Source organism: Streptomyces sp. NBC_00878 (assembly GCF_026341515.1).
In the GTDB taxonomy this organism is placed as follows: Bacteria; Actinomycetota; Actinomycetes; order Streptomycetales; family Streptomycetaceae; genus Streptomyces.
In genome coordinates, this window is the sequence record NZ_JAPEOK010000001.1 from 1829439 (window position 1) to 1850397 (window position 20959).

Annotated in this window: 18 protein-coding genes; 11 read left to right on the forward strand and 7 right to left on the reverse strand. The window is 69.5% G+C overall.

The genetic code is table 11. The features are described from left to right. Positions 1 to 193: 193 nt before the first annotated feature. Positions 194 to 826 carry a response regulator transcription factor gene (locus OHA11_RS07455; protein ID WP_266493226.1) on the forward strand — a complete coding sequence of 211 codons (633 nt, stop codon included), beginning with the start codon at positions 194 to 196 and terminating at the stop codon, positions 824 to 826. A gap of 122 nt (positions 827 to 948) precedes the next feature. On the opposite strand, the gene OHA11_RS07460 is transcribed toward OHA11_RS07455, so the two are convergent. Then, positions 949 to 1542, reverse strand: a complete 594-nt coding sequence (locus OHA11_RS07460) for an adenylosuccinate lyase (RefSeq protein ID WP_266493227.1) — start codon at positions 1540 to 1542, stop codon at positions 949 to 951. Positions 1543 to 1912: 370 nt separating this feature from the next. Here OHA11_RS07460 and OHA11_RS07465 point away from each other — a divergent pair, with 370 nt between their 5' ends. From OHA11_RS07465 to pssA, 9 genes are all read left to right on the forward strand, one after another. Then, positions 1913 to 3772 carry a 3-hydroxyacyl-CoA dehydrogenase family protein gene (locus tag OHA11_RS07465; protein ID WP_266493228.1) on the forward strand — a complete coding sequence of 620 codons (1860 nt, stop codon included), beginning with the start codon at positions 1913 to 1915 and terminating at the stop codon, positions 3770 to 3772. A gap of 163 nt (positions 3773 to 3935) precedes the next feature. Further along, entirely contained in the window at positions 3936 to 4748 is an 813-nt protein-coding gene (locus tag OHA11_RS07470; protein WP_266493230.1) for a TetR family transcriptional regulator, read from the forward strand. 434 nt (positions 4749 to 5182) lie between these two features. Next, positions 5183 to 6520: a crotonyl-CoA carboxylase/reductase gene (gene ccrA, locus OHA11_RS07475; RefSeq protein ID WP_266493233.1), complete on the forward strand. Its 1338-nt coding sequence runs from the start codon at positions 5183 to 5185 to the stop codon at positions 6518 to 6520. 9 nt (positions 6521 to 6529) lie between these two features. Then, on the forward strand, positions 6530 to 8557 hold the full coding sequence (locus OHA11_RS07480) for a protein meaA (protein WP_266493234.1): 2028 nt from the start codon (positions 6530 to 6532) through the stop codon (positions 8555 to 8557). Further along, positions 8554 to 9519 (forward strand): CoA ester lyase, encoded by a 966-nt coding sequence (locus OHA11_RS07485; RefSeq protein WP_266493237.1) that lies wholly within the window; start codon positions 8554 to 8556, stop codon positions 9517 to 9519. Before OHA11_RS07480 ends, OHA11_RS07485 begins: the two co-directional genes overlap by 4 nt. 5 nt (positions 9520 to 9524) lie before the next feature. Beyond that, positions 9525 to 10094 carry a MaoC family dehydratase gene (locus OHA11_RS07490; RefSeq protein ID WP_266493238.1) on the forward strand — a complete coding sequence of 190 codons (570 nt, stop codon included), beginning with the start codon at positions 9525 to 9527 and terminating at the stop codon, positions 10092 to 10094. A gap of 2 nt (positions 10095 to 10096) precedes the next feature. After that, positions 10097 to 11302, forward strand: a complete 1206-nt coding sequence (locus OHA11_RS07495) for an acyl-CoA dehydrogenase family protein (protein WP_266493241.1) — start codon at positions 10097 to 10099, stop codon at positions 11300 to 11302. Between the two features lie 170 nt (positions 11303 to 11472). Continuing rightward, the gene (locus OHA11_RS07500) at positions 11473 to 12129 is read left to right on the forward strand and encodes a phosphatidylserine decarboxylase (RefSeq protein WP_266493243.1); all 657 of its coding nucleotides are present in this window, start codon (positions 11473 to 11475) and stop codon (positions 12127 to 12129) included. Positions 12130 to 12151: 22 nt separating this feature from the next. Next, complete coding sequence (gene pssA / locus OHA11_RS07505) at positions 12152 to 12970, forward strand: CDP-diacylglycerol--serine O-phosphatidyltransferase (protein WP_266507022.1); 819 nt, start codon at positions 12152 to 12154, stop codon at positions 12968 to 12970. Between the two features lie 211 nt (positions 12971 to 13181). On the opposite strand, the gene OHA11_RS07510 is transcribed toward pssA, so the two are convergent. The 5 genes from OHA11_RS07510 to OHA11_RS07530 form a co-directional block, all read right to left on the reverse strand. Then, positions 13182 to 14456 carry an ABC transporter substrate-binding protein gene (locus tag OHA11_RS07510; RefSeq protein ID WP_266493245.1) on the reverse strand — a complete coding sequence of 425 codons (1275 nt, stop codon included), beginning with the start codon at positions 14454 to 14456 and terminating at the stop codon, positions 13182 to 13184. Next, positions 14453 to 15550 (reverse strand): branched-chain amino acid ABC transporter permease, encoded by a 1098-nt coding sequence (locus OHA11_RS07515; protein ID WP_266493248.1) that lies wholly within the window; start codon positions 15548 to 15550, stop codon positions 14453 to 14455. Before OHA11_RS07515 ends, OHA11_RS07510 begins: the two co-directional genes overlap by 4 nt. Next, positions 15543 to 16433 (reverse strand): branched-chain amino acid ABC transporter permease, encoded by an 891-nt coding sequence (locus OHA11_RS07520; RefSeq protein ID WP_266493250.1) that lies wholly within the window; start codon positions 16431 to 16433, stop codon positions 15543 to 15545. The genes OHA11_RS07515 and OHA11_RS07520 overlap by 8 nt, the downstream gene beginning before the upstream one ends. After that, positions 16430 to 17263 carry an ABC transporter ATP-binding protein gene (locus tag OHA11_RS07525; RefSeq protein ID WP_266493252.1) on the reverse strand — a complete coding sequence of 278 codons (834 nt, stop codon included), beginning with the start codon at positions 17261 to 17263 and terminating at the stop codon, positions 16430 to 16432. The genes OHA11_RS07520 and OHA11_RS07525 overlap by 4 nt, the downstream gene beginning before the upstream one ends. A 211-nt stretch (positions 17264 to 17474) precedes the next feature. Beyond that, positions 17475 to 18251, reverse strand: a complete 777-nt coding sequence (locus OHA11_RS07530) for an ABC transporter ATP-binding protein (RefSeq protein ID WP_266507024.1) — start codon at positions 18249 to 18251, stop codon at positions 17475 to 17477. A gap of 286 nt (positions 18252 to 18537) precedes the next feature. Between OHA11_RS07530 and OHA11_RS07535 the strand changes: the two genes are divergently transcribed. Next, a complete protein-coding gene (locus tag OHA11_RS07535; RefSeq protein ID WP_266493255.1) occupies positions 18538 to 19728 on the forward strand; it encodes a CdaR family transcriptional regulator in 1191 nt (396 codons plus the stop codon). A gap of 39 nt (positions 19729 to 19767) precedes the next feature. On the opposite strand, the gene OHA11_RS07540 is transcribed toward OHA11_RS07535, so the two are convergent. After that, a complete protein-coding gene (locus tag OHA11_RS07540) occupies positions 19768 to 20889 on the reverse strand; it encodes a glycerate kinase (RefSeq protein ID WP_266507026.1) in 1122 nt (373 codons plus the stop codon). Positions 20890 to 20959: the final 70 nt, after the last annotated feature.

The window sequence follows — 20959 nt, forward strand, 5'->3', positions numbered from 1 at the left end:
GAAGGGGCGGCGGGGGCGAAAAACTACGTCTCCAGCCCCAACTCTGGACCGTGACAACGGCGTTGGGCCAGACACAGGGCACACAATTCCGCGTACGGCCGGGTCCCGACGGAGTCGTACGGCACTACGCTCGAAAGCACATCGCCACCACCGGCCCGGAGAAAGCCGGCCATCCGGAGGGGGAGGATCCGGGATGATCCGCGTGCTCGTGGTCGAGGACCAGCGCGCGCTGGCCGACGCCCTGGCCATCGCCATCGCGGCGCAGCCCGACCTGGACTGCGGTGCCGCGGTGGGCACGGTCGACGAGGCGTTGCGGGAGGCGGCCCGTCGGCCGCCCTCCGTGGTGCTCATGGACATCCATCTGCCGGGCAGCAAGGACGGTATCGAGGGCACGCGGCTGCTGAAGGCCGCTCATCCCTCGACGCGGGTGGTCGTCCTCACCGCGGACGCGACCCCCGGCCAGCTGGCGCGGGCGGTGACCGCGGGCGCCTCGGCCTTCCTCGCCAAACACAGCGCCTTCGGGGACATCCTCACCGCGATCCGGACGACGGCCGACGGCAAGCTCCTGGTGGAGGAGTCCACGCTGGCGGCCCGGCTGCCCGAGCAGCAGTGGGAGCGGAGCGGGCTGACCCGCCGGGAGCACGAGGTGCTGGCCCTGCTCGCTCAGGGCCACGGCCTCAAGACGATCGCGGACCTGCTCGTCCTCAGCCGGCACACGGTACGCGGGCATGTGAAGAGCGTCCTGGTGAAGCTGGGCGCCCACAGCCAGCTGGAGGCTGTGGTCACGGCAACGCGCCTGGGCATCCTGCCGCGCCCGACCACGTAGCACGGCCCAACGCCTAGCACCGCCGGACCACAAAACACTAACCATGAACCTCTTCCAGAAGCACGTGTGTCACGTATGGATAGGCACATCCGCCGACATCCGCCACATATGCCCATCCGCCCCTACTCCCGCGGCGCCCGCTGCGCCGGCAGCCTCTTCAGCGCACCGGCCGCCGCCTGCGCCAGCGTCGGATGGGCGAGGGCCTCGTTCAGGACGGGGCGGGCACGTTCGTCACCCAGCACCCCGAGCCCCTCCACACACGCGACGGCGACACGCCTGTACGGGTCGTGCGGGCGGAACCTGCGGGCGAGGGTCGTGATCAGCGCGGGTACGGACTCGGGGGCGCGCAGCTCGACCAGAAGTCGTACCGGATGGAGCGCGTAGGCGACGCGCAGTTCGTTGGTGGCCAGGGCCGCCGCCGCACGGGCGGTGCGCGGGTCGCCGAGCCGGGCCAGGGCGTGCGCGGCGGACGCGCAGCGCTGCGGGTCACGGTGGTTGAGGAGCAGGACGAGCGCCTCGAAGGACCGCCGGTCTCCGGCCAGTCCGAGCCGGAAGGCGGCCAACTCCCGTGCCCAGAGCTGCTGTTCGGGGGCGACGAGCACGTCGGCCAGTTCGTCGAGGTCGCCGGTCGAGACCAGCCGTTCGTACGAGAACGACGCCGCCGCGCCCGCCTCGTGCCGTAAGCGCTGGGTGAGCGATCGCAACTCTTCGTCCATATCGCCCAAGCCTATCGGCGACGTACGTCACATTCACCAGGGACTGGCGCGCTCGTTACCCGCAAGTTAAGCTCAATCGAGCGAGTTACCCACTCGTGGACTTGCCCGAGGTGGCCTGGTGACGCAGCCGCCGCGGGTGCTGGTCGGTTCGGTACTTCGTGTACCTCAGTGTGCAGTTCAGTACGACACGGCTCCGGGACAGGGCCGGTCGGGTCTTCCTCACCATTTCGCGGGCCGGTGTTCCGGTCCGCTTCGGCACCGGGCGTGTGCGCGTTCGTAGCCCGGTATCACCCGCAAACACCGCACCGCGTGCGCCCGTTGGCGTATCCGGACGCGTCCCTCAGTCGTCACTCATTCCTGGAGTCCCGCGATGGCCACTCCCGTGTCCGACCCCTCCCTGTCCGGCTCTTCCCTGCCCACCCCCTCCTCCTTGCCCTCTCCGTCGCCCTCCGCGTCCCCCCTCAAGACCGTCGCCGTCGTCGGCCTCGGCACGATGGGGACCGGTATCGCCGAGATCCTGGCCAAGGCCGGCCGCGAGGTCGTGGGCATCGACATCGACGAGGCCGCCGCCGTGCGGGCCGCCGCCGCCCTGGAGTCCTCGACAGCTCGCGCCGTGCGGCGCGGGCGCCTCACCGAGCAGGAGCGCGACGACACCCTCGCCCGCTTCCGTACGTCCACGGACCTGCGAACCGCGGCCGACGCCGATCTGGTCATCGAGGTGGCGCCTGAGTCGTACGACATCAAGCACCAGATCTTCCGCGAACTGGACGGCATCGTGCGCCCGGAGACGATCCTGGCGACCGGCACCAACGCCCTGTCCGTCACGCGTCTCGCCGCCGACTCGGCCCGCCCGGAGCGGGTCCTTGGCCTGCACTTCTTCAACCCGGCCCCGGCGATGAAGCTCGTCGAGGTCGTGTCGTCCGTGCTGACCGCGCCGACCGCCGTCGCCGCCGTCACGGACCTCGCCCTCGAACTCGGCAAGGAGCCCGTCGCGGTCGGCGACCGCCCCGGTTTCGTCGCCGACGGACTGCTCTTCGGCTACCTCAACCAGGCCGCCGCGATGTACGAGGCGAAGTACGCGAGCCGCGAGGACATCGACGCCGCGATGCGACTGGGCTGCGGCCTGCCCATGGGCCCGCTCGCCCTGCTCGACCTGATCGGCGTCGACACCGCGCGTACGGTCCTGGAGGCCATGTACGCCGAGTCCCACGACCGGCTGCACGCGCCCTCCCCCATCCTCAAACAGCTCAGCGAGGCGGGCCTGACCGGCCGCAAGGCGGGGCGCGGCTTCTACACGTACGACGCGCCGGGCGGCTCGACCGTCGTGCGGGACGCGCTGACGCCCCTGGAGGACGCGTCGTCGGCGCCCGGCCGTACCGTGCGCTCGGTCGGCGTCGCGGGCTCCGGCACCATGGCGTCCGGCATCGCCGAGGTCTTCGCGAAGGCCGGGTACGAGGTGGTGCTGGCCGCGCGCAGCGAGGAGAAGGCACAGGCCGCCAGGGCCCGTATCGGCAAGTCGCTCTCGCGCTCTGTCGACAAGGGCCGGATGACCGCGGAGGCCGCCGCCGAGACGCTGGAGCGGATCACTCCGGCGGGTTCGTACGACGCCTTCGCGGACGTCGACCTGGCCCTGGAGGCCGTCGCCGAGGACCTGGAGATCAAGCGGCAGCTGTTCGCGACCTTCGACAAGGTCTGCAAGCCCGGCGCGATCCTCGCCACCACCACCTCCTCGCTGCCCGTCGTCGCCTGCGCCCGCGCCACCTCGCGGCCCCAGGACGTGGTCGGCATGCACTTCTTCAACCCGGCCCCGGCGATGAAGCTGGTCGAGGTCGTGCGTACGGTCCTGACGGCCGACGACGTGCACGCCACGGTCCGGGAGGTCTGCGCGAAGGTCCGCAAGCACCCGGTGGACTGCGGCGACCGGGCCGGTTTCATCGTGAACGCACTGCTGTTCCCGTACCTGAACAACGCGATCAAGATGGTCGAGGAGCACTACGCCACGCTCGACGACATCGACGCCGCGATGAGGCTCGGCGGCGGCTACCCGATGGGCCCCTTCGAGCTCCTCGACGTGGTCGGTCTGGACGTCTCGCTGGCCATCGAGAAGGTCCTGCACCGCGAGTTCCGCGACCCGGGCCTCGCCCCTGCGCCCCTCCTGGAGCACCTGGTGGCCGCGGGCTGCCTCGGCCGCAAGACGGGCCGCGGCTTCCGCGAATATGCACGGCGCTGAGCCACGCGACCTCCGGGCCGACCTCCAGGCCGACCTCCGGCCCGGAGACGGCCCCGCGGGCTGGGGCGGGCTGCTCGATCCTGCTGCCGCTCCCGCCCCGGTCCCGGACGGTGAAAGACCCGGTCATGAGCACTCCGATGCGTCCATGCAGTACGTTCGGGGCATGTCCCAGCCCGCCAAGTCCTCCCGTACACCAGCCACGTCCGACGTTCCGGAGAGTGCCGCGGGCAGCCGTGCGGCCGCGCAACGGCTCAAGATGCGCCGAGAACTGGCGGCCGCCGCGATGGAGCTCTTCGCGACGAAGGGGTACGAGGCGACGACCGTCGACGAGATCGCGGCCGCGGCCGGGGTCGCCCGGCGCACCTTCTTCCGGCACTTCCGCTCCAAGGAAGAGGCGATCTTCCCGGACCACGACGACACGTTGATCCGGGCCGAGGCGGTGCTCAACGCGGCGCCGGCGCACGAGCATCCGCTCGACACGGTGTGCCGCGGCATCAAGGAAGTCATGAAGATGTACGCGGCCCAGCCGGAGATCTCGGTGTCGCGCTACAAGCTCACCCGCGAGGTACCGACCCTGCGGGAGGCGGAGATCGCGTCCGTGGCGCGGTACGAGCGGCTGTTCACCCGCTATCTGCTGGGGCACTTCGACGAGCACGCCCACGACGACGACGCCAACGACGACCCGCTGCTCGCGGAGGTCGCCGCGTCCGCCGTGGTCACGGCCCACAACCACGTCCTGCGGCGCTGGCTGCGGGCGGGCGCCCAGGGTGATGTCGAAAGGCAGCTGGATCACGCCTTCGCGATCGTCCGGAAGACCTTCGGTACGGGGATCGGGGCCGGACGGGAGACGCCTCGGTCGGCACCGGCGTCCGCCGCATCGGTCGAGGGCGAGGTGCTGGTGACCGTGGCCCGCGTGGACGCTCCGCTGGACCAGGTGATGCGCACGATCGAGCAGGCGCTCAAGGAACGGCCGTAGCAGCACTCCGCGAAACCGCGGCCGAGCCGCTGTCCTCGCCAATCGCCGGACGAGCTCAATGTGAGCGCGTCCGGCACCTTTTTGCCCACATTCAGGCGTTTCCGGGCCCAGCTTGATCGATCATCGCTCACTTGTTACGTAAAGATTTCACCTGAGCGCAACTTCTGGCACTCCGTGCCTTGCGACATGACACGGCGTGCCATACGTTGAAGTAGTCCGGGCGGCCGGCGTGCAGAGACCCCTCGTACGCCGGCTGTCCCCGCAAGCCAATGGCCTGCGCGCCCGGACGCCTGCGTCACAGGCAACCTTCCGCGCCACCACGCGCTGCCGAGCCCCACCCTCCGCCGAACCGACGGCACACCTCACACCAGCAGCACCCACGCCGACGTAACCCTCAGCGTTCCCCTCAGACGCTCATCGCCGGAGGCACCATCGTGAAGGAAATCCTGGACGCGATTCAGTCGCGGACGGCCACGTCCGCCGACTTCGCCGCGCTGCCGCTCCCCGAGTCGTACCGCGCGATCACCGTGCACAAGGACGAGACGGAGATGTTCGCCGGGCTCACCACCCGCGACAAGGACCCCCGCAAGTCGATCCACCTGGACGACGTGCCGGTGCCGGAGCTCGGCCCCGGCGAGGCCCTGGTGGCCGTGATGGCCTCCTCGGTCAACTACAACTCGGTGTGGACCTCGATCTTCGAGCCCATGGCGACCTTCGGGTTCCTGGAGCGCTACGGCAAGCTCAGCGACCTCACCAAGCGCCACGACCTGCCGTACCACATCATCGGTTCCGACCTGGCGGGCGTCGTGCTGCGCACCGGCCCGGGCGTGAACGCCTGGCGGCCCGGTGACGAGGTCGTCGCGCACTGCCTGTCCGTCGAGCTGGAGTCCAGCGACGGGCACAACGACACCATGCTCGACCCCGAGCAGCGCATCTGGGGCTTCGAGACGAACTTCGGCGGACTGGCAGAGCTCGCACTTGTGAAGTCCAACCAGCTGATGCCCAAGCCGGATCACCTCAGCTGGGAGGAGGCCGCCGCTCCCGGTCTGGTGAACTCCACCGCGTACCGGCAGCTGGTCTCCCGCAACGGCGCCGGCATGAAGCAGGGCGACAACGTCCTCATCTGGGGCGCGAGCGGCGGACTCGGCTCGTACGCCACGCAGTTCGCGCTCGCCGGCGGCGCCAACCCCATCTGTGTGGTCTCCAGCCCGCAGAAGGCGGACATCTGCCGTGCGATGGGCGCCGAGGCGATCATCGACCGCAACGCCGAGGACTACCGGTTCTGGAAGGACGAGCACCACCAGGACCCGAAGGAGTGGAAGCGCTTCGGCAAGCGCATCCGCGAGCTCACCGGCGGCGAGGACGTCGACATCGTCTTCGAACACCCGGGCCGCGAGACCTTCGGCGCGTCCGTCTACGTCACGCGCAAGGGCGGCACGATCGTCACCTGCGCCTCGACCTCCGGGTACAACCACGAGTACGACAACCGCTACCTGTGGATGTCCCTGAAGCGGATCATCGGCTCGCACTTCGCCAACTACCGCGAGGCCTGGGAGGCCAACCGGCTGATCGCGAAGGGCAAGATCCACCCGACGCTCTCCAGGGTGTACTCGCTGGAGGAGACCGGTCAGGCCGCGTACGACGTGCACCGCAACCTCCACCAGGGCAAGGTCGGCGTCCTCGCACTGGCGCCCGCCGAGGGCCTCGGCGTGCGCGACGAGGAGAAGCGCGCCCAGCACGTCGACGCCATCAACCGCTTCCGGAACGTCTGAGGGCCACCCATGACTGAGCGCCAGAAGGACCGGCCGTGGCTCATGCGCACGTACGCCGGTCACTCCACGGCCGAGGCGTCCAACGAGCTGTACCGGCGCAACCTCGCCAAGGGCCAGACGGGTCTGTCGGTCGCCTTCGACCTGCCGACGCAGACCGGCTACGACCCCGACCACATCCTCGCCCGCGGCGAGGTCGGCCGGGTCGGCGTGCCCGTCTCGCACGTCGGTGACATGCGCCGGCTGTTCCAGGACATCCCCCTGGAGCAGATGAACACCTCGATGACCATCAACGCCACCGCCATGTGGCTGCTGGCGCTCTACCAGGTCGTCGCCGAGGAGCACGGTGCCGACATCACCGAGCTCCAGGGGACGACCCAGAACGACATCGTGAAGGAGTACCTGTCGCGGGGGACGCACGTCTTCCCGCCGGTGCCCTCGCTCCGTCTGACGACGGACATGATCTGCTACACGGTCAACAACATCCCCAAGTGGAACCCGATCAACATCTGCAGCTACCACCTCCAGGAGGCGGGAGCCACCCCGGTCCAGGAGATCGCGTACGCGATGTCGACCGCGATCGCCGTCCTGGACGCGGTGTTCGCGTCCGGGCAGATCGCCGAGGACCGCAGGGGTGACGTCGTCGCACGCATCTCCTTCTTCGTGAACGCGGGCGTCCGCTTCGTCGAGGAGATGTGCAAGATGCGGGCGTTCGGCCGCATCTGGGACAGGATCACGCGCGAGCGGTACGGGATCGAGAACCCCAAGCACCGCCGCTTCCGGTACGGGGTCCAGGTCAACTCGCTCGGCCTGACCGAGGCCCAGCCCGAGAACAACATCCAGCGGATCGTGCTGGAGATGCTGGCCGTGACCCTCTCGAAGGACGCACGCGCGCGTGCCGTCCAACTGCCCGCCTGGAACGAGGCGTTGGGCCTGCCCCGCCCCTGGGACCAGCAGTGGTCCCTGCGCATGCAGCAGGTGCTCGCGTACGAGAGCGACCTGCTGGAGTACGCGGACATCTTCGACGGCTCGCACGTCATCGAGGCCAAGGTCTCCCAGCTGGTCGAGGACTCGTTCGCCGAGATCGACCGGATCCAGGAGATGGGCGGCGCGATGGCGGCCGTCGAGTCGGGCTATCTGAAGTCTCAGCTCGTCTCGTCGCACGCCGAGCGCCGGGCCCGTATCGAGTCCGGTGACGAGAAGATCGTCGGCGTCAACATCTTCGAGTCGACCGAGCCGAACCCGCTCACCGCCGACCTGGACGCCGCGATCCAGACGGTCGACCCGGCGGTCGAGGCCAGGGTCGTCGCCGCCCTCAAGGACTGGCGCGACACCCGCTACCAGCCCCCCTTCAACCACCCGCGCCCCTGTAAGGCGCTGGACCGGCTGAAGGAGGCCGCGAAGGGCACCGACAACCTCATGGAGGCCACCCTGGAGTGCGCCCGTGCGGGGGCCACGACCGGCGAGTGGGCCGGTGCCCTGCGCGAGGTGTTCGGTGAGTTCCGCGCCCCCACCGGTGTCTCGTCAGCGCCCGTCGCGGTGACCGCCGAGGAGGGTACGGCGATGGCCCTGGTCCGCCGCAAGGTGGAGCTGACCGCGAAGGAGATGGGCGTCGGCAAGCTCCGCTTCCTGGTGGGCAAGCCGGGCCTGGACGGGCACTCCAACGGCGCCGAGCAGATCGCCGTACGGGCCCGGGACGCCGGGTTCGAGGTGGTCTACCAGGGCATCCGGCTCACGCCCGAGCAGATCGTGGACGCGGCCGTCGCCGAGGACGTACACGGCGTCGGGCTCTCCATCCTGTCCGGCTCGCACGCGCGGCTGGTGCCGGATGTGCTGGAGCGGCTGCGCGAGGCCGGTGCGGCCGACATCCCGGTGATCGCGGGCGGGATCATCCCGAACACGGACGCCGAGCAGCTCAGGGCCGCCGGAGTGGCCGCGGTCTTCACCCCGAAGGACTTCGACATCACGGGGATCATCGGCCGTATCGTCGACGAGATCCGGAAAGCGAACAAGCTCGACCCACTGGAGGTCACCGCATGACCAGCCCTGTCAACCGTCTGCGTCCGCGTCGCTCCTGCCTCGCGGTGCCGGGCAGCAACCCCCGCTTTCTGGAGAAGGCGCAGGGCCTCCCGGCCGACCAGGTCTTCCTGGACCTGGAGGACGCGTGCGCGCCGCTGGCCAAGCCCGAGGCGCGGCACACCATCGTCAAGTTCCTCAACGAGGGCGACTGGACGGGCAAGACGCGGGTCGTGCGGGTCAACGACTGGACGACCGAGTGGACGTACCGCGATGTCGTCACCGTCGTCGAGGGTGCGGGCCCCAATCTCGACTGCATCATGCTGCCGAAGGTGCAGGACGCCCAGCAGGTGGTCGCGCTGGATCTGCTCCTGACGCAGATCGAGAAGACGATGGGCTTCGAGGTCGGCAAGATCGGTATTGAGGCGCAGATCGAGAACGCCCAGGGCCTCAACAACGTCAATGAGATCGCGTCTGCCAGTCAACGTGTCGAGACGATCATCTTCGGCCCGGCCGACTTCATGGCGTCGATCAACATGAAGTCGCTGGTCGTGGGCGAGCAGCCGCCCGGCTACCCGGCGGACGCCTACCACTACATCCTGATGAAGATCCTGATGGCCGCCCGCGCCAACAACCTCCAGGCGATCGACGGCCCCTACCTCCAGATCCGCAACGTCGACGGCTACCGCGAGGTCGCCGGCCGTGCCGCGGCTCTCGGTTTCGACGGCAAGTGGGTTCTGCACCCGGGCCAGGTCGAGGCGTCCAACGAGATCTTCTCGCCCTCCCAGGACGACTTCGACCACGCCGAGCTGATCCTGGACGCGTACGACTACTACACGTCCGAGGCGGGCGGCAAGAAGGGCTCCGCGATGCTCGGCGACGAGATGATCGACGAGGCCAGCCGCAAGATGGCCCTGGTCATCTCGGGCAAGGGCCGGGCCGCCGGCATGGAGCGCACCAGCAAGTTCGAAGCCCCGGAGGCCTGAGCACCATGCAGTTCGGACGCACCTACGAGGAGTTCGAGGTCGGCGCGGTCTACAAGCACTGGCCCGGGAAAACGGTCACGGAGTACGACGACCACCTCTTCTGTCTCCTGACGATGAACCACCACCCGCTCCACATGGACGCCAACTACGCCGAGAACACGACGGACTTCGGCAAGAACGTGGTGGTCGGCAACTACATCTACTCGCTCCTGCTGGGCATGTCCGTGCCGGACGTGTCGGGCAAGGCGATCGCCAACCTGGAGGTCGAGTCGCTGAAGCACGTGGCGCCGACCTTCCACGGCGACACGATCTACGGCGAGACCACGGTCCTCGACAAGACCCCGTCGAAGTCGAAGAACGACCGCGGGATCGTCCACGTCGAGACCAAGGGCTACAAGCAGGACGGCACGCTGGTCTGTGTGTTCCGCCGCAAGGTGATGGTCCCCACCGAGACGTACATCAAGGAGCGCGGCGGCGAGCAGCCCGGCCGCCCGCCCGTCTCCCACCATCACCCTCAAACGACGCCCCTGCGGGGCGATACCCCTGATTCACAGCTCAAGGAACAGGTGAAGTAGCCATGGCGCGACTCGCCCAGACCGCAGGTCTGACCGACGTCCAGCGGGAGATCCTCTCCACTGTCCGGGACTTCGTGGACAAGGAGATCATCCCGGTCGCGACCGAACTGGAGCACCGCGACGAGTATCCGCAGCAAATCGTCGACGGGCTCAAGGAGTTGGGCCTGTTCGGCCTGATGATCCCCGAGGAGTACGGGGGTCTGGGCGAGTCCCTGCTGACGTACGCGCTGTGTGTCGAGGAGATCGCCCGGGGCTGGATGTCCGTCTCCGGGATCATCAACACGCACTTCATCGTGGCGTACATGCTCAAGCAGCACGGCACGCAGGAGCAGCGGGAGTACTTCCTGCCGCGGATGGCGGCAGGCGAGGTGCGCGGCGCGTTCTCCATGTCGGAGCCGGCACTCGGCTCGGACGTTTCGGCGATCACGTCGAAGGCGGTGAAGGACGGCGAAGAGTATGTCCTGAACGGTCAGAAGATGTGGCTGACGAATGGCGGTACGTCGACGCTCGTGGCCGTTCTGGTGAAGAGTGACGAAGGCCACCCCGAGGGCACGGCGCCCCACAAGTCGATGACGACCTTCCTGGTGGAGAAGGAGCCCGGTTTCGGTGAGGTCCGCCCCGGCCTGACCATCCCGGGGAAGATCGACAAGATGGGCTACAAGGGCGTCGACACCACCGAGCTCATCATGGACGACCTGCGCATTCCGGCCAATCGCGTGCTCGGCGGGACCACCGGCCGAGGGTTTTACCAAATGATGGACGGAGTCGAGGTCGGCCGCGTCAATGTGGCGGCACGTGGCTGCGGTGTCGCTCAGCGTGCATTTGAGCTGGGTGTCTCCTATGCCCAGCAGCGTCACACTTTCGGCAAACAGATCGCCCAGCACCAGGCCATCCAGTTCAAGCTGGCCGAGATGGCTACCAAGGTCGAGGCCGCCCATGCCATGATGGTGAACGCGGCACGCAAAAAGGACTCCGGGGAGCGAAACGACCTCGAGGCAGGGATGGCGAAGTACCTCGCCTCCGAATACTGCAAAGAGGTGGTGGAAGACGCCTTCCGAATCCACGGCGGCTACGGCTTCTCCAAGGAGTACGAGATCGAGCGCCTCTACCGCGAGGCACCGATGCTGCTCATCGGCGAAGGTACCGCCGAGATCCAGAAAATGATCATCGGACGCAGGTTGCTCGAAGAGTATCGGCTCCAGGGCTAGATATACCGATTCGGGGTGCTTTCATCGAGAAGAACATCACACCCCGTCAACGCTCTTCGGACGCCGACTCGGCTTCTCGGCTTGCCCAGTTGTGGCCCGCGACCGGTACGATCCCGGGAAAGCCGCCGTCCCCCGTTGCAGCGCGGCATCATCCGCTACGAAGGTCATCCATGCCCCACAGCCAAACCTCTGCACCACGCGACAGCCTGGCAGGCGTACGTATTGCGCGCGGAGCATCGCCGTGGCTCCTGCCGACCGTCGCCACCGCAGCCCTCAGCCTGGTACGCGCGCGCAAGTCCGGCGCCGCCAAGGCCGTCGCCGTGCCCGCCACCGCACTGGCGGCGGGCATGCTGTGGTTCTTCCGCGACCCCGAGCGCGAGATCGCCCCGGGCCGGGTGATCTCCCCGGCCGACGGTGTGGTGCAGAGCATCATGCCGTGGAAGGACGGTCGCACCCGCGTCGCGATCTTCATGAGCCCGCTGAACGTCCACGTCAACCGTGCGCCTCTCGCCGGCACGGTGACGTCGGTCGAGCACGTCCCCGGCGGGTTCGTTCCGGCGTTCAACAAGGAGAGCGAGAACAACGAGCGCGTTGTCTGGCACTTCGACACCGAGCTCGGCGACATCGAGATGATCCAGATCGCCGGTGCGGTCGCGCGGCGTATCGTGCCGTACATCCCTCAGGGCACGAAGGTCGAGCAGGGCGACCGGATCGGGCTGATCCGTTTCGGGTCGCGCGTCGACATCTACCTCCCCGAGGGTGTCGAGGTCGACGTGGAGGTCGGTCAGAAGACCGTGGCTGGGGTGACTCGAATTGACCGTGATTGATCCCGAGACACAGGCCGGGTGGGTGCCCGAGGCAGACGAGGTGGACGACGAGGAGGAGATGCCCCTCTCTCTCCGCCTCTCGATAGCGGACACCCTCACACTCGGTAACGCCACCTGCGGCTTCATGGCGGTGTACTTCACCACCACCGGCATCCTGATCCCGCACCTCACGGGCAGCCAGGAGACGGGCATGGCGCGGCACAGCGCAGCCACCGCCGTGATCCTGATGCTCTGCGCCGCGGTCTTCGACCTGTTCGACGGACTGGTCGCCCGCAAGCTGCGCTCCTCCCCCATGGGCGCGGAGCTGGACAACCTCTCCGACCTGATCAGCTTCGGTCTGGCTCCCGCGTACTTCGTGCTGGTCTACGGCATGGTCGCCGACGACGCACACCAGCGGGTGGCGGCGGTGGGGGCCATCGTGGTCCTGCTGGCTGTCGTGCTCCGGCTCGCGAGATTCTCCTGCGTGACGGTCAAGGACGGCACGTTCCAGGGCATGCCGTCGCCGTTCGGCGCGCTGACCGTCGTCTCCATCGTGCTGCTCGAGCTGCCGTTCGTCGCCACGCTCATGGCGATCATCGGCACCGCGTGGCTGATGGTGAGCCGGGTCGAGTACCCGAAGCCGCGGGGGCGACTCGCCGTGGCGATGCTCTCGTGGATCGTCACGAGCATGGCGCTGCTGGCGGCCTGGGCCTTCGACGCGCCCGGTGGGCAGCTTCTGCTTCAGACGGGCTGTGCGCTGCAGCTGGTGACCGCTGCGGTGATTCCCCTCTTCGCTACCGCTCGGAGGGTGAACAATTTTCGTGACAATCGGCGGGAGGCGCGGGCTGCGCAGCTGCCGTAGGTGTTTTTTGGTGTGACTCGAAGGGCCCCGAACCTGTTGGTTCGGGGCCCTTCGTGTGGGGTGACTTCGGGTGCGTGTGCGGGTGCGGGTCGGTGGGGGCTTGTCGCGCCCACGGTGGGGGTCCCCCCGCTCGAGCGAAGCCGAGAGTGGGGGAGGAGCCGCAAAATGTCACAGCCCCGCGCCCCTGAAAGCCAACAGCCAGGGCCGTCTCTTAGGTACCCGGTGTGTACTTCGCCGCCACGTCCGACGCCTCCGCGTCCCTGACCACCTTCATGCCGCCTGTCACCGTTTTGTCGGGCTGGAGGATGACGCTCTGTTTGGAGGAGGGGGCATTGGGGTCGGTGAAGTCCTGGGGGATGCCGAAGCCCGTGTCGAGGGAGTTGATCGTGAGGAGGGCCTTGTCCACGCCCTCGCGGGTCAGGTCCTTGGACTCGCAGGCCTTCTTGAGTGCCTCGCCGAAGGCGGAGACCGCCGTCCAGCCGGCGACGACGCCGTTGTCGAGGGCGTCCTTCGGGTACGCCGCCTTGTAGTCGGCCACCAGCTTCTGCGCCTCCGGGGTGTCCGCGCCGATGGGCAGCGAGGGCGAGGCCACGTAGTAGTTCTTCATCAGGGCCGGGCCCGCCTGGGTCGCCAGGAGCTGCGGGGCGAAGGCCGAGTTGTTGCCGATGATCGGGACGCCGAAGCCGCCGGCCGCGGCGACGCCGACCAGTGAGGCCGCCTGGCGCGGGCCCGCGCTGATCACGACCGCCTTGACGCCTGCCTTCTTCAGGGCGGCGACCTGGGCGGTCATGTCGTTGTCGGTCGGCTTGATCTTCTGCTCGACGACGGTCAGCCCGGCCTCCTTCGCGATGTGCTTCGAGCCGACCAGCGCGCTCTCCCCGTAGTCGCCCTCGAAGTAGACGTGCCCGATCTTGTCGCCCTTCTTGATGCCCTTCTCCTTCATCAGGAAGTCGACGGCGTTGATCGTCTCGATGTCGTACGTGGATCCGATGACCCGGATGTACGGGCTGCCGAGCAGGGTGGCCGACCAGGCCTGCGGCAGGACCAGGCCCTTGTCCTGGCTGTCGATGCGCTGCTTGACCGAGGCGACGAACGGCGAGCCGATGAACTGCGTGAAGCCGAGCACCTTCGGCTCCAGCTCGGTGTACCCGGCGAGGGCCTTCTGCGGGTCGTAACCGTGGTCACGGACGGTGAGGGCGACCTTGTAGCCGCAGACACCGCCGTCGGCGTTCAACTGCTTCACATACAGCTGCTGGGCCTGGGTGACGCTCTTGCCGAGGGTCGCGTACACGCCGGTCATGTCGGTGAGGACGCCTAGCGTGATGGTCTTGCCGGAGATGCCGTCGCCGGTCTTCACCTCGCCCGCGGCCGTCCCCTTGTCCTTGCTGTCGTTGTCGGTGTCCTTGGCCTTGGAGCTGCACCCGGCCAGCACGAGCAGCGCGGCGAGCGCGCCTGCGGTCACCCGGGCGGCGTATGTCGTCCTCATCGTTCCTCCCCTGGGATGGAGCGTGAACCGGTCCTGACGCGACGCCCGGCAGCCGTCCTGACCAGGCCGCCGGGCAGGAAGAGCACCACCGCGACGACGGCGGCGCCGTAGAGGTAGCGGGATGCCTCGCCCGGTGCGATCCCGCCCGTGCCGGGGGCGGAGACCAGGGGCAGCGCATCGCTGTAGCGGGTCAGCAGCTGCGGCAGCAGGGAGACGAACGCGGCCCCGACCACTGCCCCCGAGACCGAACCGAGCCCGCCGATGACGATCATGGCGAGGTATTCGAGCGACAGCGTGATGCCGAAGTAGTCCGGCACCGTCCGCTGGAAGACCAGGGCGAGCAGGACGCCCGCGAGGCCCGCGTACATCGATGACAGGACGAAGACCGCGGCGCGGTAGCGGGCGACGGGGACGCCGATGACGCCGGCCGCGATGCGATGGTCACGGATCGCGTTCATGGCGCGTCCGGGGCGGCCGCGCAGCACCCCGCGGGCGAAGAGCGCGCAGCCGAGGAGGAGGACGAGTCCCGCGTACCAGAGCTTCTCCGCCGAGCCGAACGGCACGGCGGCGACGACGAGTTCGCGGTCGTCGAAGGTGAGTCCGAAGAGGCTCAGGGGCGGTACGTCGCGGCCGTTGAAGCCGCCGGTGAGGTCGCGGGCGTTGAACAGCACGTGCTGGCCGATGAAGATCAGCGCGAGTGTGGCGATGCCCAGGTAGGCGCCGCGCAGCCGTCCCGCGATGGGGCTGAACAGGCCGCCCGCCAGGCCCGCGACGAGGACCGCGAGGACGGCCGCGAGCCAGGTCGGCAGGCCGAGGCCGGTCAGCCCGTCACCACCCTCCGCGGCGAACACGCAGTAGCCGTACGCGCCGACCGCGAGGAAGAAGGCGTGGCCCATGGAGAGTTGGCCCGTGGAGCCGGTGAGGAGGTTGATGCCGATCGCCCCGATCGCGGCGGCCATCGCGAACAGCCCGGCCTGGAGCCAGAACCGGTCCAGGTAGAAGGGCAGGGCGAGCAGGAGGATCGCTCCGGCGGCCCAGAGGTACGTACGGGTGCGGGCAGCGGATCGCAGCGGTCTCACGAGGGCCTCAGACACGGGCGAGCTCCTTCGTGCCGAACAGCCCGGCGGGCCGGATGAGCAGGATCACCGTCATCACGAGGTACGGAGCCAGATCGCCCAACCCCCGCCCCAGAAAGGTCAGTTCACTCTGGTAGCCGGTGGCCAGGGACTCGGTGACGCCGACGAGCAGTCCGCCGACGAGCGCGCCCGTCGTGGAGTCGAGGCCGCCGAGTATCGCGGCGGGGAAGGCCTTGAGGGCGGCGAGCGAAGTGGCTCTCTCCAGGCCGGGTGTCGGGAAGACGGTCAGGAACAGCGCGGCCACGGCCGCAAGGGCGCCGGCCACGGCCCACGCCCCGAGCGACACCCTGCCGAGCCGTACGCCCATCAGCGCGGCCGTCTCGGGGCTCTCGGCGGCGGCCCGCATCGCGACGCCCCAGGAGGTGTAGCGGAACGCGAGCAGGAAGACGGTGATGAGCAGTGCCGCGGCCACGAAGGCGGCGATGCGCGTGTGGGCCAGGGAGATGGGGCCGAGGGTGAGTACGGCGTCGCCCCACGGGTCGCCGAGGGGCAGGACGTCCGTGCCGATGCGGCGGGTCAGTTCGGTGGTGAGCAGGATGTCGACGCCGATCGTGACGATGGCGAGGACGCTGTGGTCGGACCCCCGGTAGCGGCGCATCACCAGGAACTCCACGGCCGCGCCGACCACAGCGGCCCCGGCGATCCCGACCAGCAGCGCGGGCCAGAAGCCGATGTCGTCGTGGAGGGTCGCGGTGACGTACCCGCCCGCCAACAACAGAGACGCATGGGCGAAGTTGACGACCTCGGTGGCCCGGAAGATGACCACGAAGCCGAGGGCGATGAGGGCGTAGACCGACCCCATCGACACGCCGTTGAGGAGGAGTTCGGCGAAGGTGCTCACGAGGCGTTCTCCTCTCCCCTGAGTCCGTCGGGGTGTTCGGGTCCCCCGGGTCCTGCCGACCTCCCGGACCTCTCGGGTCCCCCGGACCCCTCGGGTCGCTCTCCCAGGTAGGCGCGTACGACCGCCGGATCGTTCTGTACGTCGCTGGGGGCGCCGTCCGCGATCAGGCGCCCGAAGTCGAGTACGGTCACCGCGTCCGCGAGCCGCATCACCACCCCCATGTCGTGTTCCACCAGGACGATCGAGATGCCGAGGCTGTCGCGAACTCCCGCTATCACGGCGGCTGTTCGGCGGCGTTCGTCGGCGGTCATGCCCGCGACCGGCTCGTCCAGGAGCAGCAGTCGCGGCTCCATGCAGAGGGCACGGGCGAGTTCGGCGAGCTTCTGCTGCCCGTACGGGAGGGAGCCCGCCGGGCGGCCGAGGTAGGGCGAGATGCCGACGAACTCGGCGATCTCACGTACGCGTTCACGGTGCCGGTGCTCCTCGCGGGCCGCCGAGGGAAGGCGAAGTCCCGCTGCCAGGAAGCCGGTTCGGGTGATCCGGTGACGTCCGAGGAGCAGGCTGTCCTCGACCGTGGCGAGCGGGGGCAGCGCGAGGTTCTGGAAGATACGGGCGACGCCCAGATCGGCGATGCGGTGCGGAGGCATGCCGGTCAGTTCGTGCTCGCCGAAGAGGACGCTGCCGCCGCTGGCGCGGTAGACACCGGACAGGACGTTGAAACAGGTGGACTTTCCGGCGCCGTTGGGGCCGATGAGGGCGTGGACGGTGCCGGGGTTGACGGTGAAGCTGACGGCGTCCAGGGCGGTGAGCCCGGCGAAGCGGACGGTCAACTCCCTTACGTGGAGCGGCGGGACGTCCGGGGCGTGCGGCGTGGGTCTCTGGGGGGCGGGGCCGGGCTCGTCGCCGCTCGGACTGGCATCGCTCGGCCCCGCATCGCTCGGCCCCGCGTCGCTCGGACTGGCATCGCTGGGACTGGCACCGTTGGGTGTGGCACCGCTGGGACTGGCACCGTTGGGTGTGGCGTCGCTCGGCATCCGGCGCTCACCCCTTCCAGCGGGTCAGCGCTGGATGCGTGGTGCGGGCCCGCTCGGCGTCGGCCGCCGCGTCCTCGTCGACGACGCCCAGGTAGCGGCGGCGCACCTCGTCGGAGGCGGCCAGTTCGTCCGCGGGCCCCGACAGGGTGACTTCGCCGACTTCGAGGACGTACGCGCGGGAGGCGAGCCGCAGGGCGAGGGCGGCGTTCTGTTCGACGAGCAGGATCGAGGTGCCCTGGGTGTTGATCTCCCGTACGGTGTCGGCGATCCGCTCGGCCATCAACGGGGCGAGTCCGAGGGACGGTTCGTCGAGCAGCATCATGCGCGGGGCGGCCATCAGGCCGCGGCCGACCGCGAGCATCTGCTGTTCTCCGCCCGACAGCAGGCCCGCGCGCTGCTGGGCGCGGTCGGCGAGGACGGGGAACAGTTCGTGGACGCGGCGCAGGGCGGCGGCTCGTCCGGCGCGACCGCCGGTGGCGCCCAGTGCGCCGGCACGCAGGTTGTCGGCGACGGTCATCCGGGCAAACACCCGCCGCCCTTCCGGGATTTGGGACACTCCGGCGGCGACGACACGGTCCGGCGACAGCCCGTCGAGACGGCGGCCGTTCAGGGTCACCGTGCCACCGGTGACCGCGCCGCCGTGGAAGGACAGCGTGCGGCAGACCGCCCGGAGCAGGGTCGACTTGCCCGCGCCGTTGCCGCCTAGGACGGTGACCACGGCACCTTCGGGTACCTCCAGGGACACCTGGCGGAGTGCGCGTACGGGACCGTATCCGACCGACAGGTCACGAACGACGAGCCCGGAACCACCCGTACCACCTGAACCACCTGAACCACCCGAAGAACCTCCTGAGCCTCCCGAACTGCGTGAACCGCCCGAACCGCCCATCGAACTCCCCTTGTTCTCGCCCCGTGTGGCGCTCACCACAGCACCGGCCGAGGCCGCCCGTCCACGGGGCGCGGGCGAATCGCTGCGGGTGACCAGCGGGCGCGGCCGTGTGTTGTGCGCGCGCACAACACCGCGTGTCAGGGGCCTGTTCGGGGTGGCTCACCGGTGACATCCTCCGGCCATGGGAGCCCGCAGAAGGCGTACCGGTCATGATTGGAAGCTGCTCGCCGAATCCTGCACAGCGCTACTGGAACGACTGCCGGAGCTCGTCGACGAGCACATGCGGCAGCTTGCCGAACACTCCCCCGTCTACGGGGAGTTCCTGCCGTACGACCAGCAGTGGCGGGAGGCCGAGGAGGCGATGCGGATCGGGATCCAGACGATGTCCGCGCCCCGGGACTCGCCCCGCCGTGACCTGGAGTACGCGGAGGAGGCGGGGCGGCGGCGGGCCCAGCAGGGGTTGCCGCTGGAGTTACTGGTGCACGCGTACCGCGCCGCGGGGTATCTGGTGTGGGACGCGTTGATGGAGGGGGTGGCCGGGCAGGAGCCTGAGCGGCTGGCGGTGCTGATGCGTTCGGCGACCATGGTGTGGTCGGCCGTGGACGCGCAGGCCGCCGTGGCGACCGAGGCGTACCGGGCGACCGAGATGGAGCTTCGCCGACGCACCGACGAGCGGCTTCAGGCATTGCTCGACGCGCTTCTCGAAGGGCAGGAGGCGCCCGGGCTTGCGGCTCGGGCAGCCGCCGGGCTCGATCTTCCCGAGCGGGGTCCGTATGCCGTGGTCGTGCTGCGTTCCGAACGGCGGGAACGGGAGTCGTATCGGCGGCCCGTGGAGGGGGAGGGATTCCGGTTCATCTGGCGGATGCGGGCCGACTGTGAGGTGGGGGTGGTGGCCCTTGCGGACGGGCAGGGGCTCGACGGGGTCGCGCGGGCGTTGGACGGCCGTTGTTCGGGTCCCGGCGGGATCAGTCCGGTCGTGGCCGGGCTCGCCGAGCTGGGGCGGGCGCGGCGGCTGGCCGAGCTCGCGCTCCGGACGTGTCCGCCGGACGCGACGGCCGTTGTGCGGCTCGATCAGCGGATGCCGACGGCGCTCGTCGTGAGCCAGCCGGAATTGGCGGGGCGGCTTGTGTCGGACGTGTTCGGGTCACTGCTGGAGCTCGAACCGGGGGATCGGGCTGTGTTGTTGGAGACGTTGGATGTGTGGCTCTCGTGCGAGGGGTCTGCCGGGCGGGCGGCCGGGCGTCTGTACTGCCACCGGAACACGGTGTTCAACCGGCTGCGACGGTTGGAACAGCTGACGTCCCGGTCGTTGGCGCGGCCGCGGGATCTGATCGAGATGACGTTGGCGCTGGATGCGTATCGGTTGGGGTAGGGGTTTTCGCCCCCGCCGCCCCATCCCCCTCAGCTCAGCTCAGCTCAGAAAATCCTCGCCGATCCGTTCCCCCACGTCCTCCAGGATCGGGCCCGCCTCGGCGATGCAGCGCGCCACGTCCGGCTCGGCGTCCGTCAGCGGGTAGGCGCGACGGATACCCGCCCTGCCGAGCGCCTCCGGCGGGAGCGCGAGGCGCCCGCACACGGCGATGACCTCCTTGCCGGCGGCACGCGCGGCAGCCGCGACCCCGGCGGGAGCCTTGCCGTGCAGGGTCTGCTCGTCGAGGGAACCCTCGCCGGTGATCACCAGCGTGGCCCGCTCAACCGCGGGCGCGAAGCCGAGCACGTCGAGCATGACCTCGATACCGGGGCGGAAACTCGCACCCAGGCCCACCAGAGCCCCGTACCCGATACCCCCCGCCGCCCCGGCCCCAGGCGCGATCGCGTATTCCGCAGCCTTCGACCCGATCGTCTTCTCCAGCACCGCGGCGAAGTGCGCGAGCCCCTCGTCCAGCGCCGCCACGTCGTCGGGCGAGGCCCCCTTCTGGGGCCCGTACACCGCCGGCGCCCCCTTGGGCCCGGTCAGCGGATTGTCCACGTCACTCGCGAGGACGACATCGACGGAGGAGAGGCGGGGGTCGAGGCCGGACAGGTCCGCCGTCGCGAGCTGCACCAGAGAGCCTCCCCCGGGCGGCACCGGCTCGCCCTCCTCGTCGAGGAACCGCGCCCCGAGCGCCGCCAGCATCCCGGCCCCGCCGTCCGTCGTGGCGCTGCCGCCGACGCCGAACACGATCGTCCGCGCCCCGGCGTCCAGCGCGGCCCGGAGCAGTTCCCCGGACCCGTACGTGGACGACGTGAGCGGTGCGAAGGTCCCGGCGGGCAGCCGCTGGAGCCCGCTGGCCTCGGCCATCTCCACGACCGCGGTGTCGCCGCGCAGCGCGAACGCGGCGGCGATCTCGTCTCCGAGGGGCCCGGCGACCCGTACCTCACGCCGCTCGAACCCGGCGGCGACCGCCGCGTCGACCGTGCCGTCACCGCCGTCGGCGACCGGCAGCGCCTCGACCTCGACGTGCGGTGCGACCCTGCGCAGTCCGGCCGTCACCCGCTCGGCCACCTGCACGGCCGTGAGCGAGCCCTTGAACTTGTCCGCGGCGATGAGCACCCGCTGGGTCTGGCTCCGGGTCCGATTCACTGCAGCGTCAGCCACCTTTGCATTCCCCTTGCTCTTCGGG

What these genes read in the sequence shown, in the direction of transcription:
- OHA11_RS07455 (WP_266493226.1), top strand. Translation starts at nt 194, where the DNA reads ATGATCCGCGTGCTCGTGGTCGAGGACCAGCGCGCGCTGGCCGACGCC.
- OHA11_RS07460 (WP_266493227.1), bottom strand. Translation starts at nt 1,542, where the DNA reads ATGGACGAAGAGTTGCGATCGCTCACCCAGCGCTTACGGCACGAGGCG.
- OHA11_RS07465 (WP_266493228.1), top strand. Translation starts at nt 1,913, where the DNA reads ATGGCCACTCCCGTGTCCGACCCCTCCCTGTCCGGCTCTTCCCTGCCC.
- OHA11_RS07470 (WP_266493230.1), top strand. Translation starts at nt 3,936, where the DNA reads ATGTCCCAGCCCGCCAAGTCCTCCCGTACACCAGCCACGTCCGACGTT.
- OHA11_RS07480 (WP_266493234.1), top strand. Translation starts at nt 6,530, where the DNA reads ATGACTGAGCGCCAGAAGGACCGGCCGTGGCTCATGCGCACGTACGCC.
- OHA11_RS07485 (WP_266493237.1), top strand. Translation starts at nt 8,554, where the DNA reads ATGACCAGCCCTGTCAACCGTCTGCGTCCGCGTCGCTCCTGCCTCGCG.
- OHA11_RS07490 (WP_266493238.1), top strand. Translation starts at nt 9,525, where the DNA reads ATGCAGTTCGGACGCACCTACGAGGAGTTCGAGGTCGGCGCGGTCTAC.
- OHA11_RS07495 (WP_266493241.1), top strand. Translation starts at nt 10,097, where the DNA reads ATGGCGCGACTCGCCCAGACCGCAGGTCTGACCGACGTCCAGCGGGAG.
- OHA11_RS07500 (WP_266493243.1), top strand. Translation starts at nt 11,473, where the DNA reads ATGCCCCACAGCCAAACCTCTGCACCACGCGACAGCCTGGCAGGCGTA.
- OHA11_RS07510 (WP_266493245.1), bottom strand. Translation starts at nt 14,456, where the DNA reads ATGAGGACGACATACGCCGCCCGGGTGACCGCAGGCGCGCTCGCCGCG.
- OHA11_RS07535 (WP_266493255.1), top strand. Translation starts at nt 18,538, where the DNA reads ATGGGAGCCCGCAGAAGGCGTACCGGTCATGATTGGAAGCTGCTCGCC.